This is a genomic window from Saccharibacillus sp. O23 (assembly GCF_002205895.1).
GTDB lineage: Bacteria > Bacillota > Bacilli > Paenibacillales > Paenibacillaceae > Saccharibacillus.
In genome coordinates, this window is record NZ_NJDE01000010.1 from 257,488 (window position 1) to 272,893 (window position 15,406).

The 15,406-nt window shown below is 57.8% G+C and carries 12 protein-coding genes; all 12 read left to right on the forward strand.

Annotated features, from left to right (window positions below; genetic code table 11):
- Nucleotides 1-86: 86 nt before the first annotated feature.
- Nucleotides 87-1,715 carry a bacillithiol biosynthesis cysteine-adding enzyme BshC gene (bshC, locus tag CDO73_RS15085; protein ID WP_088489347.1) on the forward strand — a complete coding sequence of 543 codons (1,629 nt, stop codon included), beginning with the start codon at nt 87-89 and terminating at the stop codon, nt 1,713-1,715.
- Between the two features lie 295 nt (nt 1,716-2,010).
- Nucleotides 2,011-2,448, forward strand: a complete 438-nt coding sequence (gene mraZ / locus CDO73_RS15090) for a division/cell wall cluster transcriptional repressor MraZ (RefSeq protein WP_088489348.1) — start codon at nt 2,011-2,013, stop codon at nt 2,446-2,448.
- 48 nt (nt 2,449-2,496) lie between these two features.
- Nucleotides 2,497-3,453, forward strand: a complete 957-nt coding sequence (gene rsmH / locus CDO73_RS15095) for a 16S rRNA (cytosine(1402)-N(4))-methyltransferase RsmH (protein WP_088489349.1) — start codon at nt 2,497-2,499, stop codon at nt 3,451-3,453.
- Nucleotides 3,454-3,486: 33 nt separating this feature from the next.
- Nucleotides 3,487-3,903: a hypothetical protein gene (locus CDO73_RS15100; RefSeq protein WP_088489350.1), complete on the forward strand. Its 417-nt coding sequence runs from the start codon at nt 3,487-3,489 to the stop codon at nt 3,901-3,903.
- A 148-nt stretch (nt 3,904-4,051) separates the two neighbouring features.
- Nucleotides 4,052-6,457 carry a penicillin-binding protein gene (locus CDO73_RS15105; RefSeq protein ID WP_088489351.1) on the forward strand — a complete coding sequence of 802 codons (2,406 nt, stop codon included), beginning with the start codon at nt 4,052-4,054 and terminating at the stop codon, nt 6,455-6,457.
- 117 nt (nt 6,458-6,574) lie between these two features.
- On the forward strand, nt 6,575-8,062 hold the full coding sequence (locus CDO73_RS15110) for a UDP-N-acetylmuramoyl-L-alanyl-D-glutamate--2,6-diaminopimelate ligase (protein WP_088489352.1): 1,488 nt from the start codon (nt 6,575-6,577) through the stop codon (nt 8,060-8,062).
- Entirely contained in the window at nt 8,059-9,480 is a 1,422-nt protein-coding gene (locus CDO73_RS15115; RefSeq protein ID WP_373446983.1) for a UDP-N-acetylmuramoyl-tripeptide--D-alanyl-D-alanine ligase, read from the forward strand. Before CDO73_RS15110 ends, CDO73_RS15115 begins: the two co-directional genes overlap by 4 nt.
- A gap of 7 nt (nt 9,481-9,487) precedes the next feature.
- Entirely contained in the window at nt 9,488-10,453 is a 966-nt protein-coding gene (mraY, locus tag CDO73_RS15120; RefSeq protein WP_088489353.1) for a phospho-N-acetylmuramoyl-pentapeptide-transferase, read from the forward strand.
- Nucleotides 10,454-10,455: 2 nt separating this feature from the next.
- On the forward strand, nt 10,456-11,895 hold the full coding sequence (gene murD, locus CDO73_RS15125) for a UDP-N-acetylmuramoyl-L-alanine--D-glutamate ligase (protein ID WP_088489354.1): 1,440 nt from the start codon (nt 10,456-10,458) through the stop codon (nt 11,893-11,895).
- Between the two features lie 14 nt (nt 11,896-11,909).
- Complete coding sequence (gene murG / locus CDO73_RS15130) at nt 11,910-13,043, forward strand: undecaprenyldiphospho-muramoylpentapeptide beta-N-acetylglucosaminyltransferase (RefSeq protein WP_088489355.1); 1,134 nt, start codon at nt 11,910-11,912, stop codon at nt 13,041-13,043.
- Nucleotides 13,044-13,173: 130 nt separating this feature from the next.
- Nucleotides 13,174-13,938 (forward strand): cell division protein FtsQ/DivIB, encoded by a 765-nt coding sequence (locus tag CDO73_RS15135; protein WP_179218714.1) that lies wholly within the window; start codon nt 13,174-13,176, stop codon nt 13,936-13,938.
- A 205-nt stretch (nt 13,939-14,143) separates the two neighbouring features.
- On the forward strand, nt 14,144-15,394 hold the full coding sequence (gene ftsA / locus CDO73_RS15140; RefSeq protein ID WP_088489357.1) for a cell division protein FtsA: 1,251 nt from the start codon (nt 14,144-14,146) through the stop codon (nt 15,392-15,394).
- Nucleotides 15,395-15,406: the final 12 nt, after the last annotated feature.

Here is a 15,406-nt window from a genome sequence, read left to right on the forward strand (position 1 = left end):
GAAGAAAGTTACTTTGACGACTTGGGAGCGATTGGGTACAATCAAGAAGGGTTTAAGGAGACAGGAGACAGGAGGCAAGGCCAGACATGAATGTCATTCCGCAGGCGCTTCGCAAGGGTTCGGCCTTGGGAGAAGATTATGTGCGCGGTCAGCACGCGCATGAATTATACGAATACGATTTGCAAGACGAACAATCGCTGCGCCGTCGCGCCGAGTGGTTGGATGCTCCGCATCGGCCGCAGGCCGATCGGCACGAATTGGTTCGAGTATTGGCAGATTACAATGCCCGTTATAACGACGATGAGGCCGTACGCCGCTCGTTGGGGCAGTTGAAGCAAGAGAATGCGCTCGTCGTGGTCGGCGGCCAGCAGAGCGGATTGTTTACCGGTTCATTGTTGGTCGTCTACAAAGCGGCGACGATCGTGCATGCCGCGCGTTCGGCATCGGAGAAGCTCGGACGCGACGTGGTGCCGGTATTCTGGATCGCGGGCGAGGATCACGACTGGGACGAGGCGGATCATACCTACGTATTGACGTCGGAGCTCGAAGTACGCCGTCTGCGGATGGAGTCTTGGCACGACGGAAAGTCGTCGGTCAGCGCCGTGAAGGTGCCGGCGGAGAAATGGGAAGAGGCAATCGCGGAGTTGGAATCTACGCTTGCGGATTCGGCGTTCAAAGTCGAGCTGATCGCGATGCTGCGAAGCGAGCTGACCCGATCGTCGGATTTGAGCGAAGGGTTCGCGCGGCTGATCGGCCGATTGTTCGGCCGTTACGGCTTGGTTCTGGTCGATTCCGCCGATCCCGCGCTTCGCGCGCTGGAACGGCCGATGTTCGAACAACTGATCGTTCGCAGCGACGAATTCGAAGCGGCGTATCTCGAAGCGGCGGCACGCATCGAGAGCAGCGGTTACGAACAGCAGGCGCAGGCGGTAGAAGGCGCGGCCAACTTGTTTTACATTCACGAAGGACAGCGTCTGCTGCTGTTTAAGCAGGACGGCAAATTCTTGGATCGTCGCGGCAGTATCGTGCTGACTCGGGAAGAGCTGCTCGAACGTCTGGAGCGATGTCCCGAGTGTTTCAGCAATAACGTATTGACCCGGCCTCTGATGCAGGACTATCTGTTCCCGGTGCTGCAAGCCGTGCTCGGACTCGGCGAGGTCGCTTACTGGGCCGGCACCAAAGACGGTTTCGAGACCGCGGGCATGCAGATGCCGATCCTGCTGCCGCGCATGTCGTTCACGCTGCTGGATTCGTCGACGAAAAAGCATATGGAGCAGTATTCGTTAAGTTTCGAAGACGTTATGGAGCGTTTCGCGGAGCGCAAAGAAGCTTGGCTGGCGGAGCAGGACAAACTGGGCATGGACGATTTGTTCGAACAAGCCAAAAACGAGTTCGCGCGGATTTACGAGCCCGTCATTCATCGCCTTGAAGAGCTTCAGCCGGGGCTTACCCGTCTAGGCGAGACCAATCGCGCCAAGATTCTCGATCAGATCGTCTTTTTGCAGGATAAGACCAAGCAGACGATCGCCCGGCAGAACGAAGCCGAGCTGCGCCGTTGGGACCGGATTTATAAGACGCTGTTCCCGCTCGACCGTCCGCAGGAGCGCGTGTATAACGTCTTTTATATCCTGAACCGTTACGGTCCGGATTGGATCGATCGGCTGATGGACGTCGAACCGGATTTGACGGGCGCGCACCGCATTCTCGAAGCGTGAACCGGTACGGCGAAAAAAGCCGAACGATCGGCCGAGTCGGGAAGTTTAACCTGCAAGTTTTTTCGGCTTGAAGAACAGCGCAAACAAGAGCCAGGACGTTTCTCCCGGACATACGGGAGCGACGGCCTGGTTTTTTTCGTGAAAACCGGAGGATACAGCCAGAAAAAACGTAAAATCCGGCGAAAAAACGTGGAATTTGCAGAAGGACTTTGATTTCGGGCGTCGAATCTATTATGCTGTAAGTGGTGGAAAGTGGTGTGAAGTGGAGGAGAAAGGACAAGGAGTGGGTCCGACGATGTTTATGGGTGAATATCGGCATAACATCGACGACAAAGGTCGCATTATTATGCCGGCCAAGTTCCGGGAAAAGTTAGGAACGGTCTGTATCGTGACTCGCGGCTTAGACCATTGTCTTTTCGTTTACTCCGAGCAGGAATGGGGAAATCTCGAAAGCAAGCTGAACAACCTGCCTTTGATGAAGTCCGATGCGCGGGCCTTTACCCGGTTCTTTTTCTCGGGCGCGGCGGAATGCGAATGGGACAAGCAGGGGAGGGCGAATCTTCCCGTCAATCTTCGGGAATACGCGCAGTTGGCCAAAGAGTGCGTCGTCATCGGCGCCGGCAGCCGAGTGGAGATCTGGAGCCGCGAGCGCTGGGAAGAGTATTACCGGCAGTCCGAGGAATCTTTCGGGGACATCGCGGAGAAATTATCCGATTTCGATATCGATTTTTAATCCGACAATAATTCAACATGGGACATGTAACGTCTGGGGGATACGAATTTGTTTCATCACATCACGGTGCTTAAAGAAGAAGCGGTCGAAGGCCTGAATATCAAGCCGAACGGCATTTACGTCGACTGCACGCTCGGAGGAGCGGGGCATAGCGCGTTGATCGCGTCCAAGTTGGGGGAAAGCGGACGCCTCGTCGCGTTCGATCAGGACGATTGGGCGCTCGAAAACGCGCGCGAGAAGCTGGCGGCCTACGGCGACCGCGTAACGCTCGTGAAGACTAATTTCCGCGAGTTGGAAAACGCGCTTCGGCAGGCGGGCGTTCCGGAAGACGAAGAGGGAATACCGAAAGTCGACGGATTCCTGTTCGATCTGGGCGTATCCTCGCCGCAGTTCGACGAAGCTTCGCGCGGATTCAGCTACAATCACGAAGCGCCGCTGGATATGCGAATGGACCAATCTTCCGAATTGACGGCCAAGATCATCGTCAACGAATGGCCGGAAGAAGAAATCACGCGTATCCTGTACCGTTACGGCGAAGAGAAGTTTTCCCGCCGCATCGCGGGCAAGATCGGTCAACATCGGGCGAAGAAACCGATCGAGACGACGACGGAACTCGCGGAGATCATCAAGGAAGGCATTCCGGCAGCGGCCAGAAGAACGGGCGGCCATCCGGCCAAACGGAGTTTCCAAGCCCTGCGCATTGCCGTGAACGACGAACTCTCGGCGTTCGAAGACGCGCTGCATGCCGTCGTGCGCTGCTTGTCTCCGGGCGGACGGGTCAGCGTCATCACGTTCCATTCGCTCGAAGACCGGATCTGTAAACAGATTCTGCTCGAGTATACGGGCAAAAACGTCGCTCCTCCCGGATTCCCGGTCGAGGTGTACGAAGGCCCGAACAGTATCAAACTGGTGAACCGCAAACCGATTGCGCCTTCCGACGCGGAGATCGAAGCCAATCCGCGGGCGCGGTCCGCGAAGCTTAGAGTGGCGGAGAAGACCAAGTAAACAGCGTTTATTCCAAGACGAGGAGATTGATCTATGGCACAGACACGCGGAAATCTTGCGATCCGGGAACGAGAGCAGCAACAGAATTCGATTTCGCAGCAGTACCGGCAAAAGACGACGGTTGTGACCCGCCGGGCCGAACTTCCTTTGAGGGAAAAAATGCTTTATCTGTTCAGCGTAGCGGTCGCAGTAGCTTTGTGCAGCATTATCGCTTGGCGATATGTACATATCTATGACCTGAACCATCAGATCGCATCCGTTCAGAGCGAGACCGTTCGGTTGAACAAAGACATCGCGCAGGCCGAACGCGACAGACAGGAACTTCGTCAGAGCATCGTGCCGACGGCGCTGTCGATGGGACTCGTTCAGGCGACGGAACACGAACCGATCTTCGTCGACCGCAAGAGCGGCGAAAGTTCGCAACCGAAAACCGAAGACGGAAACAAGTAGGGCATGTACGTAAACTTCGAAGGAAACGGATTTACGCGGATTTTTACATCGTTATCGGTCAGCGTACTAAAGGAGTCGAACGGATTCCGGCGCGAGCGTCGGGGTCCGGGCGGCAGCGTAAAGGGATACGGCAGGAGGTTCCAACGCCATGCTAAATAAAAGAGTAAAAATGCGAACGCTGTTAATCGGAGGGGGGATCACCCTCTTTTTTCTCGTTCTGGTCGGAAGGATCTTCTTCCTGCAGGTCGTCCAGCATGATTTCTGGCATACGACGGCCGTCAAGCAATGGTCGACGTCCAAAGTGCTGACGGCCGTCCGCGGCGCGATCACGGACCGCAACGGCAAAGAATTGGCTGTCGATTCGCCGGCTTACTCGGTCGTCGTGGAACCGAATATCATCAATCAACGCGGAACCGCGGACGACGTGGTGAAGATTCTGCACGACAAGCTCGGCGTAAGCGAAGACAAGCTTCGCGAGTTGGTGAATCGCAAATACGACAAAGACAGCCCTATAGGCGCTTACAAAAAAGGCGACTACAGCTTTTGGGTGGAAGTGCGGCCGCAAGGTTGGAAAATCGACGGCGATCTCAAAGCCGAGATCCAGACGGCGATCGCGGGCGTGCAAACGGCCAAAGGGTTGGACAAGACGACCGATATCGGCATCGTGTTCGACGATCAGGTCAAGCGTTTCTATCCGCAGCATACGCTGGCGGCGAACGTTCTGGGCTATATGGATAACGAAGGCAATCCCAAATACGGAATCGAGTCGTTTTTCGAAGATCAGCTCAAAGGCCTAGACGGCAAAATCGGTTATCAGAAAGACGCCAAAGGCGTCGTGCTGCCGGATGCCAAAAGCGAAATCGTCGCGCCCAAAGACGGCAGCTCTATTCAATTGACGCTCGACAGCACGATTCAGTTTTACGCCGAGCAGGCGGCCAAAAAAGCGTACGAAAAATATCAACCGAAAAGCGTCTCGGTCATCGCGGCGGATCCGAATACGATGGACATTCTGGCGATGGTCCATATGCCTACGTTCGATCCGAACAACTATTCCGCGACGAAAGCTTTGGAAGATTTCAACAACTTGGCCGTGACGGCGATGTACGAACCGGGTTCGACGTTCAAAATCGTCACCTTGTCGGCGGCGGTGCAGGAAGGCAAGTTCAATCCCAACGATACGTACCAATCGGGCGTAATCCGCGTGGGCGGCCGCAATATCCACGACGTAGGACGGAACTGGGGCGTGATCTCTTATCTCGACGGCGTCAAGCATTCCAGTAACGTCGCGTTCGTCAAACTCGGGTTGGAGAAAGTCGGGACCAACAAATTGACCGAATATATCAAAAACTTCGGGTTCGGCGAAAAAACGGGCATCCAACTGCCGGGCGAACTGGCGGGCACGATGAACGTGACGGACAAAAGTCCGCTCGGCGATCAAGCGTCGATCACGTTCGGCCATAACGTCTCTGTTACGCCGATCCAGCAGATTGCCGCGATCTCGGCCGTCGCCAACGGCGGACATCTGCTCAAGCCGCATATCGTGAAGTCGATCAGCAATCCGCAGACCGGGGAAGTCAAGAAAATGAACGACGTGGAGAAAGTCCGCGACGTCATCACGCCGCAAACCGCGAAAACGGTCAGCGGTTATCTGGAACAGGTCGTGTCCGACCAAAAGATCGGTACGGGCCGCAACGCGTATATTCCGGGTTACCGAGTGGCGGGCAAGACCGGTACGGCGGAGAAGACCGGTACCGTCAAAAGCGACGGAAGCGTCTACGACAAGAACCGCGCGGTCGTTTCCTTTATCGGTTACGCGCCGGCGGACGATCCCAAAGTCGCGATCTTCTTCATGATCGACGAACCGAACGATCCCAAAGCGGGCGGCGGTTCGGCGGCGGCTCCTTACGTCAAAGAAATCATGTCGCAGACGCTGGAGTATATGGGCGTTCCGAAGAAATTTTCGGACAAAGAGATCTCGGCGCAGAACGAAGAGAAGTCCGAATCCGGCGACGCGCAGCTCAAAGTCGCCGCTCCGAGCTTGGTCAAGATGAGCTTGAACGACGCCAAAACCAAACTGCTTAACGAAGGGGTCGCTTATGAGCAGATCGGTGCCGGAGCATCGGTGATCGAACAGTATCCGGCAGCCGGAGCCGCGATGTACGCCGGGCAGAAGATCTATCTGCTGACGGAACACAAAGACGAAATGAACGTGCCGGATCTGACCGGACTGTCGCTTCGCGACGCGGTCGATATTCTGAAGCTGCTGGACGTCTCGATCAGTACTCGGGGATCGGGTTACGTGGCTTCGCAAAAGTTGACCAAAGATAGCGAAGGCAAGCGGGTAGTCGTGTTGAATTTGAAATCGGCGGCGGCTACCGTGACCGGCATCGACGATACGGAATCGGCCGACATGTCTACCGGCGGCGAAGCCGTAGCGGACGATCCGGAAGAGAACGGCGAAGAGTCGGACGGCAGCGGGGCGAAGGAGCAGGGATCGGATGCGGAAGCGCCGACGGAGCCTGCTCCGGAGAGCGATGCCGCGCCGCTCAACTGACAATCGCACAGCCCGGGCCTGCCTTCGGCGGACTCGGGCATTTTGCGGCCCGGGCATGGAGGCATGCGGTCCGGGGCGCTTGATCCACGATTCGAACAGAAGAAGGAGAGAATGAATATGCAATTGCAACAATTGGCGGAACGATTGGTGACCGCGAGATTGATCGGCAGCGGAGCAGCGGAATGTACGGGGATCGAGATCGATTCCCGCAAAGTGAGCGCGGGCGATTTGTTTATTTGCCTGCCTGGATTTACGGTGGACGGCCATGATTATGCCAAACAGGCGGAAGAGAAAGGCGCGGTCGCGCTTGTCGTGGAACGCGAACTCGACACCGCGCTGCCGCAGATTCTCGTTCGCGACAGCCGGATGGCGATGGCGGTGCTGGCGAATGCGGTATTCGACGAACCGAGCCGCAAGATGCGCATGATCGGCGTGACCGGAACCAACGGCAAGACGACGACGACGTACCTGATCGAAAAAATCATGGCGGATCATGGCGTAAAGACCGGCTTGATCGGCACGATTCAGATGCGCTACGACGGCGAGACGTTCCCGATGTCGGGCACGACGCCCGAATCGCTCGGGTTGCAGCGTTCGCTCGCGGATATGGCCGGACGCGGCGTGCAATGCTGCGTGATGGAGGTCTCTTCCCATGCGCTGGAACAAGGAAGGGTCAAAGGCACCGATTACCGCACGGCGGTATTTACCAATTTGACGCAGGATCATCTGGATTATCATCATACGATGGAAGAGTACCGCGCGGCCAAAGGACTGTTCTTCGCCCGTTTGGGCAACGCGCTGCCGGCGGACCTTTCCGAACGCAAATACGCGGTGCTGAACGCGGACGACGAAGCGTCGGCCGAATTCGCCAAAGTGACGGCCGCCGAAGTCATGACCTACGGCGTCGAAGCGAGCTGCGACGTTCGCGCTTCGCAGATCAAGATCACGGCGCAAGGCACGTTTTTCCATGTCGAGACTTTCCGCGGTTCCGCGGATATCCAACTGCGCATGGTCGGCAAGTTCAACGTCTATAACGCGCTGGCCGCAATCTCGGCCGCGCTGATCGAGGGCGTAGAGTTGGCAGACATCAAACGGAGCTTGGAGTCGGTAGCGGGCGTGGACGGCCGCGTCGAAGCGGTCGATGCCGGACAGCCTTTCGCGATCATCGTCGACTACGCGCATACGCCGGACGGATTGGAGAACGTGCTGCGTACCGTGGTCGAATTCGCGGAAAAACGCGTGATCTGCGTGTTCGGCTGCGGCGGAGACCGCGATCGCACCAAACGTCCGATCATGGGACGCATCGCGGTGAAATACAGCGATTTGACGTTCGTGACGTCGGACAATCCGCGCACCGAAGATCCGGACGCGATTCTGCGCGATATCGAAGCCGGCCTGATCGAAGACGGAGTGGACGCGAAGCGCTACCGGCTGGTCGTGGATCGGGCGGAAGCGATTCGCCTCGCCGTTGCCGAAGCGCAGCCGGGCGACGTCGTTCTGATTGCGGGCAAAGGGCATGAAACCTACCAGTTGGTCGGCAAACAAGTGCTGGACTTCGACGATCGGATCGTCGCGGCGGAAGCGGTAAGGGGAGTCGTCAAGTGATCGTACGTACGCTCGGCCAAGTAGCCGAACTGTGCGGAGGCCGTTTGGTTGACCCGGCTTTCGCGGAAAAGAAGATCGAAGGAGTCGTGATCGATTCCCGCAAACTCGGCGGAAACAGCTTGTTCGTTCCGCTCGGCGGCGCGAACGTGGACGGCCACGAATTCGTGGCCGGCGCTCTGCAAGCCGGAGCGGCCGCTTCCTTCTGGCAGCGCGGCCGCGAAGGCGCTCCGCAAGGCGCGCTGATCGAAGTCGACGACGTGCTGGAAGCTCTTCAGAAACTGGCGTCCGCTTATCTGCGCGCAAGCGGAGCGAAAGTCGTCGGCATTACCGGCAGCAACGGCAAAACGACGACCAAAGACATGGTCTTCGCGCTGCTCTCCGCTTCGCTGCGCGTGCATAAGACGCAGGGGAACTTCAACAACCATCTGGGTCTGCCGCTGACTTTGCTGTCGATGCCGGAGGATACCGAAGTAGCCGTGCTGGAAATGGGCATGAGCGATCTCGGCGAGATCGCGCGGCTGGCGGAGATCGCGCCGCCGGACGTCTCGATCGTGACCAACATCGGCGAATCCCATCTGATGAATCTGGGCAGCCGGGAGAATATCGCGCGCGCCAAGCTCGAGATCGCTTCGGGAACGAAACCGGGCGGCCTGCTCGTGCATAACGGAGACGAACCGTTGATTCCGCCGGTGTTGAACGAACTTCGGGCGGCGGACCGTCTGCCGCAAGGACTGCGGACGTTCACGTTCGGTCTGGGCAGCGAGAACGACGATTATCCGACGAGTCTGGAGCAGCAGGGAGCCGGCATGCGCTTTACGGCGCGCGGCGAAGGCGAAGAGGTGTTCGAACTGCCGGTTCTCGGCAGCCATAACGTGACCAACGCGCTGGCGGCGATCGCGGCGGCCCGCGAGTTCGGCGTCTCCGTCTCGAAGATGAAGGAAGGCCTGGCGGGCATGCAGTTGACCGGCATGCGGATCGAACGGATTACCGGCGCGTCGGGACTCACGATCTTGAACGACGCTTATAACTCCAGCCCGACCTCCGCGCGCGCGGCGATCGACGTATTGGCCGGCTTGCAGGGTTACGCGTCGAAGACGCTGGTGCTGGGCGATATGCTGGAACTCGGGGAAAACGAGCTTCGATATCATCGGGAAGTGGGCCGTTATGCCGGGCAAGCCGACATCGACGCCGTCTACGCGTACGGACCGTTGTCGGCAGAGTCGGCAAAAGGCGCAAGCGAAGGACTGGGAACGGATCGGGTTCGCGCGTTTACCGACAAAGAGCAGATGATCTCGCATCTGCGGGCGCATCTGAGCTCCGAAGACGCCGTGCTGGTCAAAGCTTCGCGCGGCATGAAGCTGGAAGAGGTGGTCTACGCTCTGCGCGACCAACCGTTGATCGATAGAGACGAGGCTTGATCGGCATATGGATCTGCAGCTTTTGTTTCTGACCGCCGTCGTGTCTTTCGTACTGGCCGTGCTGGTCGGGCCTCTCTGCATCCCTCTGCTGCAGCGGCTGAAGCTGGGGCAGCAGGTACGCGGGGAAGGCCCGGAAGCGCATCTCAAGAAGGCGGGAACCCCCACGATGGGCGGTATCGTCATCTTGCTGGCCTTCACTCTGGCTTTCGTCAAATTTTCGGTGATCAATGCCGAATTTTACGCGCTGCTGACGGCAACGCTCGGTTTCGGACTCGTCGGTTTGTCGGACGACCTGATCAAGATCGTGAAGAAACGTTCGCTGGGATTGACCTCGCTTCAGAAGCTGGCGGGACAACTTTTGTTTTCCGCGATCTGCTGCTGGCTGCTGATCGATTCCGGCCACAGCACCGCTTTGTCCGTTCCGGGCACGCATTTTTCGTTCGATTGGGGCGGGTGGTTTTATTATCCGTTCATCGTGTTGATGCTGCTCGCCGTATCCAATGCCGTGAACTTTACCGACGGGCTCGACGGCTTGTTGGCTTCGGTCAGCGCTCCGGCTTTCGGAGCTTATGCGCTGATCGCGATGCAGGCGACGCAATTTCCTTCGGCGCTCGGCGCCGCGGCGATGGCGGGAGCGGTGTTGGGTTTTCTGGTGTATAACGCGCATCCCGCCAAAGTGTTCATGGGCGATACGGGTTCGCTGGGAATCGGCGGAGCGATCGGCATGATCGCGATTCTGACCAAACAAGAACTGCTGTTTCTGATCATCGGCGGCGTGTTCGTCATCGAGATGCTGTCCGTCGTGCTTCAGGTCGCTTCGTTCAAAACGCGCGGCAAACGGATTTTCAAAATGAGTCCGATTCATCATCATTACGAATTGTCCGGCTGGTCGGAATGGAGAATCGTCGCCGTCTTCTTCGGCGTTTCGCTCGTTCTGGCCGCGCTCGGCTTATATCTAGGCAAGGGGTTGTAGAGATGGAACATCCAAAAGAGTATGCGAACCGCAGCGTTGTGGTATTGGGGCTTGCGCGAAGCGGCGTATCCGCGGCGCGCACGATGCACGAATTCGGCGCGAACGTGACGGTTAACGACCGTAAACCCCGCGAAGAAAGTCCGGAAGCTTCCGTTCTCGAAGAGTTGGGCATTTCCGTGATTTGCGGAGAACATCCGGACGAACTGATTCATGAAGGGGTATCTTTGGTGATTAAGAATCCGGGGATTCCTTACTCGGTTGCTCCGGTCGCGCGCGCGCTCGAGCTGGGCATCGAAGTCGTGACCGAAGTCGAAGTGGCCTACCATTTGTCGGCCGCGCCGATGATCGGAATCACCGGGTCGAACGGCAAAACGACGACCACCACTTGGGTCGGGCGCATGTTGGAAGCGGCGGGACTCAAGCCCGTCGTCGCCGGCAATATCGGCACGCCGCTCTGCGACGCCGCATTGTCCGCGAGCGATGACGATTGGCTCGTCGTCGAGCTCAGCAGCTTCCAATTGAAAGGAACGAAGGATTTCGCTCCTCGGATCGCCTGTCTGCTCAACGTCGCGGAGACGCATCTGGACTATCACGGTTCGATGGAAGACTACGCGTCGTCCAAAGCCAAGATCTTCGTGAACCAGACGCCGGAAGACGTCAGCATCGTGAATTGGGACGATGCGTACTGCCGCGAGCTGGTTCCTTATCTCAAAGGACGCATTCTGCCGTTCTCGATGACCGAGGAGCTGGCGTTGGAAGGCGTCTATGCATCGCCTTCTTATCCGCAGGAAGACGCCGAAGACCCGGCCGCGGCCGAGCGCATGATCGTCTACCGCGATCCCGCGGGAGAGGTGCACGAGATTATTCGCGCCTCCGAACTCGGCATTCCCGGTTCGTATAACGCGGCGAACGCTATGGCCGCTTGCGCCGCGGCGATCGCGGCCGGAGCCGACCTTGCGGCGCTCCGCGCTCCGCTCGCGGACTTCGGCGGCGTGGAACATCGTCTGGAGTCGCTGGGCGAGACCGGCGGTCTCTTCTACTATAATAATTCCAAAGCGACCAATTCCAAGGCTACGCTGACCGCGTTATCGGCTTTCGACCGTCCGGTCGTGCTGATCGCGGGCGGGCTCGACCGCGGTTCCGATTACGAGGAATTGTTCCCCGCGTTCCGCAGCAAAGTCAAAGCGTTGGTCACGCTCGGCCAGACGCGCGAGACGATCGCCGGCGTGGCGCGGCGCGCGGGCTTGGAACGCGTCGGCGTCGTCGAACCGCTCGGCGACTCGGAGGAAACGCTTCGGGAAGCCGTACGCGAAGCGCGCCGGCTGGCCGAAGCGGGCGATATCGTGCTGCTGTCGCCGGCCTGCGCGAGCTGGGATATGTTCGCGTCGTTCGAAGAGCGCGGCCGCGTGTTCAAAGAAGCGGTTCGCTCCATATCCGAATAAGGGGAGGAAATGACATGCGCGTCGTATTGACCGGCGGAGGAACCGGTGGGCATATCTATCCCGCCCTCGCGATTGCCGAACAGTTGAAGGCGGATAAACCGGATACGGAATTCCTGTATATCGGAGGCAAACGCGGTCTGGAGAATTCGATCGTGCCGACCGCGGGGCTTCCGTTCGAGACGCTGGATATCACCGGATTTCGCCGCAGCCTGTCGGCCGACAATCTGAAGACCGTGCTCCGGTTCCTGCGAGGCGTCCAAGCTTCTTCGGAACTGCTCGAAAAATTCAAACCCGATGTCGTGGTGGGAACGGGAGGTTACGTTTGCGGGCCCGTAGTCTACGCCGCTCACAAACTGCGGATTCCGACGCTTATTCACGAACAGAACGCGATCCCCGGGTTGACCAACCGCTTTCTCAGCCGGTACGTCAATACGGTGGCGGTCAGTTTCGACGGGACGCAGGATCAGTTCCCGAAAGCCAGACGCGTGATGTACAGCGGCAATCCGCGTGCCACGACCGTGCACCGGGCGGATTCGGCAGAAGGATTCCGTCTGCTGGGACTCCCGGCAGGGACGCCGATCGTGCTGGTCGTAGGGGGCAGCATCGGAGCGAAAGCGGTCAACGAAGCGATGCTCGAAATGGTGCCGGAGATCGGCCGCATGCCTCGCGTCCATTATGTCTACGTCACGGGCAAACGCTACTACGAAGACGCCAAGCGGAGTCTGGACGAAGCTCCGGGAGGAACGCCCGCCAATCTTCACGTTCTTCCTTACGTGGATCGGATGCCGGAGGTATTGGCTGCTTCGATGCTGGTCGTCAGCCGTGCCGGAGCTTCGTTCTTGGCGGAGGTTACTTCTCTGGGCATTCCCGCGGTGCTGATCCCTTCGCCGAACGTGACGAACAATCACCAGGAAGTCAATGCTCGCGCGTTGGAAGAAGAAGGAGCCGCCATCGTGATCTTGGAACGGGAACTGAACGGAAGCCGCTTGTTTTCGGCCGTAGAAGCCGTGGTCAGCGACGACTATTTGCGCGAAAATATGTCGGCATGCTCGTCCGCGCTCGGGAAGCCGGATTCCGCCAAAACGATCGTGACCGAACTGCGCAAACTGGCCGTGCGGGCGCAAGCCATTCGGCGGGGAGTTTTGTGAGTCGAGACCGTCTTTGCCATCGCGCGCGGCACGTGTATAATGAACGTAACACAAAAAGCGTAATGGACCGCGAGTTTTTTGCCGCTTCGTTTCAAGAAGGCAAGATCTTGCGGCCGGATGGAGAATGGCCATGCTGAAAGTAGTCAAACCGATCGAACATCAAGAGCAAAAAACGGGAAAGCCGCGCCGCAGGGGACGATGGAAGCTGGGGTTGATCCTGACCGTATTGGCTGTCGCCGCGGCAAGCGTGTTGTTTTTCCGCTCTTCGCTCAGCCGCATCCAAGAAATTGACGTGGAAGGCAATGTGTACGTGGATCGTTCCGCGGTGATCGAGGCGGCGGGACTTCGGATCGGCGGCCAATTCTTCGCGTCGAGCGCATCGAGCGTCGAGAACCGAATCGTGACGAGCTTGAACGCGATCGAACACGCGACGGTAGAGAAGCAGTTTCCCGGGAAGATTCTGCTGCGCATCGACGAATATGATCCGGTTGCTTACGAACTGCTCGAAGACGGAAGCATCCAAGCTCTGCTCGGCAGCGGCGCCGCGATCCGGCTCAAGGATCAAGGACTGCCCGCCGAGAAGCCGATGCTGACCGAATGGGAGGGGAAAGACGAAGAGAAAGCGAAGCTGTGCCGGGTGCTCGCATCGGTTCCGGACGGACAGTTGTCCGATTTGTCGGAGATCATGCCGATGGCCAGCGACTCGTTCCCCGACAGGATCCGGATTTATACGAGATCGAGATTCGAAGTGATCACGACCGTCTCGCTGCTTAAGGAGAAACTGGAGATTCTGGGCGGAATTACGGAAACTCAGAGTCCGGGACTCGTCCACATGGTCGGCTCCGACAGTTTGATCCCGTTCGTGCAGCCGGATTCCGATTCGGAAAGCGAATAAGCGCCCGAAGGCCTGCTACTCGCGGACTTCAAAAGATGCTATAATGTTTGCTGTATTCTCGAAAAAAGATACACAGTAAATATAAAAAAGTTCGAAACGAAAGAGGGAAAGTTTAAGCCGTGTTGAATCTATTTAATGGATAACAATAAGATGCGGCTTTAAACGAACCGGATGATCAATTTTGCAAACGGGAGGTGCCAAAGGCTTGAGCAACAATGACATCATTGTTAGTTTGGACATCGGTACATCCAAAGTTCGTGCTATTATCGGGGAAGTGACCAACGGAACCCTTAATATTATTGGAGTTGGATCGGCCGATTCCGAAGGAATCCGAAAAGGCGCCATCGTTGACGTCGATCAAACCGTCCAATCGATCCGCAGCGCCGTGGAACACGCCGAGCGGATGGTCGGCATTGAAATAACGGAAGTTTATGTCGGCATATCCGGCAGTCATATCGGACTGCAATCGAGCCGGGGCGTCGTGACCGTATCGAACGAGGATCGCGAAATCGGGGAGGAAGACATCGAACGGGTATCCAAAGCCGCCGAGGTCGTGGCCCTTCCGCCGGAACGTGAAATCATCGATGTCGTGGCCAAGCAGTTCGTGGTTGACGGCTTGGAGGGAATTCAGGATCCGCGGGGCATGATCGGATCCCGCCTGGAGGTGGAAGCGACGATCGTCACCGGTGCCAAGACGGCTATACATAACCTCTTGCGCTGCGTGGAGAAGGCCGACCTCAAGGTCAAAGAACTGGTGCTGATTTCCCTCGGGGCCGGCCAGCTGGCACTTACCAAGGACGAGAGAACGATGCGTACGGCCTTGATCGATATCGGCGCCGGCCAGGCTACGATCTCGATCTTCGACAGCGGCAATCTTGCCGCCGTCTCGACGCTTCCGATCGGAGGCGAGTACGTGACCAACGATATCGCTTACGGCCTGCGTACGGTAACCGATCAAGCCGAGAAGGTGAAGCTGAAGTACGGCTGCGCCATGATGGCGGATGCCGCGGAAGACGTGGTGTTCAAGGTCAACCGCATTGGCAGTTCGATCGAGAAGGAATATACTCAAGAAGACCTGGCTGCGATCATCGAGCCTCGGGTCCAAGAGATCTTCCAACTGATCCATCAGGAGATCTATCGTATGGGTTATCGGGACGTCGCCGGGTACGTACTGAGCGGCGGAACCGTCGCCATGCCCGGCGTGCTGCAGGTCGCCCAGAGCGAATTGGCGGCAGCCGTGCGTCTGGCCGTACCAGATTACATCGGAGTTCGGGACCCGGCTTTCACAAGCGGAATCGGCATTTTGTACAGCGTTATTCGGAAGAATCGTGGCAGAGGCAGCGTAGCGCCGGGCAAGAAACCCGTCAATCGTCCTAAGTCCAGCCCCGCGCCGGAGACGACCCAGAAAACCGGTTTCCTAGAAAAGCTCAAAAATATGTTTAGCGAATTTATATGAGAAACACAAAAA

Coding starts and splice junctions, on each gene's coding strand:
- bshC (WP_088489347.1), top strand. CDS start 87: ATGAATGTCATTCCGCAGGCGCTTCGCAAGGGTTCGGCCTTGGGAGAA.
- mraZ (WP_088489348.1), top strand. CDS start 2,011: ATGTTTATGGGTGAATATCGGCATAACATCGACGACAAAGGTCGCATT.
- CDO73_RS15100 (WP_088489350.1), top strand. CDS start 3,487: ATGGCACAGACACGCGGAAATCTTGCGATCCGGGAACGAGAGCAGCAA.
- CDO73_RS15105 (WP_088489351.1), top strand. CDS start 4,052: ATGCTAAATAAAAGAGTAAAAATGCGAACGCTGTTAATCGGAGGGGGG.
- CDO73_RS15110 (WP_088489352.1), top strand. CDS start 6,575: ATGCAATTGCAACAATTGGCGGAACGATTGGTGACCGCGAGATTGATC.
- mraY (WP_088489353.1), top strand. CDS start 9,488: ATGGATCTGCAGCTTTTGTTTCTGACCGCCGTCGTGTCTTTCGTACTG.
- murD (WP_088489354.1), top strand. CDS start 10,456: ATGGAACATCCAAAAGAGTATGCGAACCGCAGCGTTGTGGTATTGGGG.
- murG (WP_088489355.1), top strand. CDS start 11,910: ATGCGCGTCGTATTGACCGGCGGAGGAACCGGTGGGCATATCTATCCC.
- CDO73_RS15135 (WP_179218714.1), top strand. CDS start 13,174: ATGCTGAAAGTAGTCAAACCGATCGAACATCAAGAGCAAAAAACGGGA.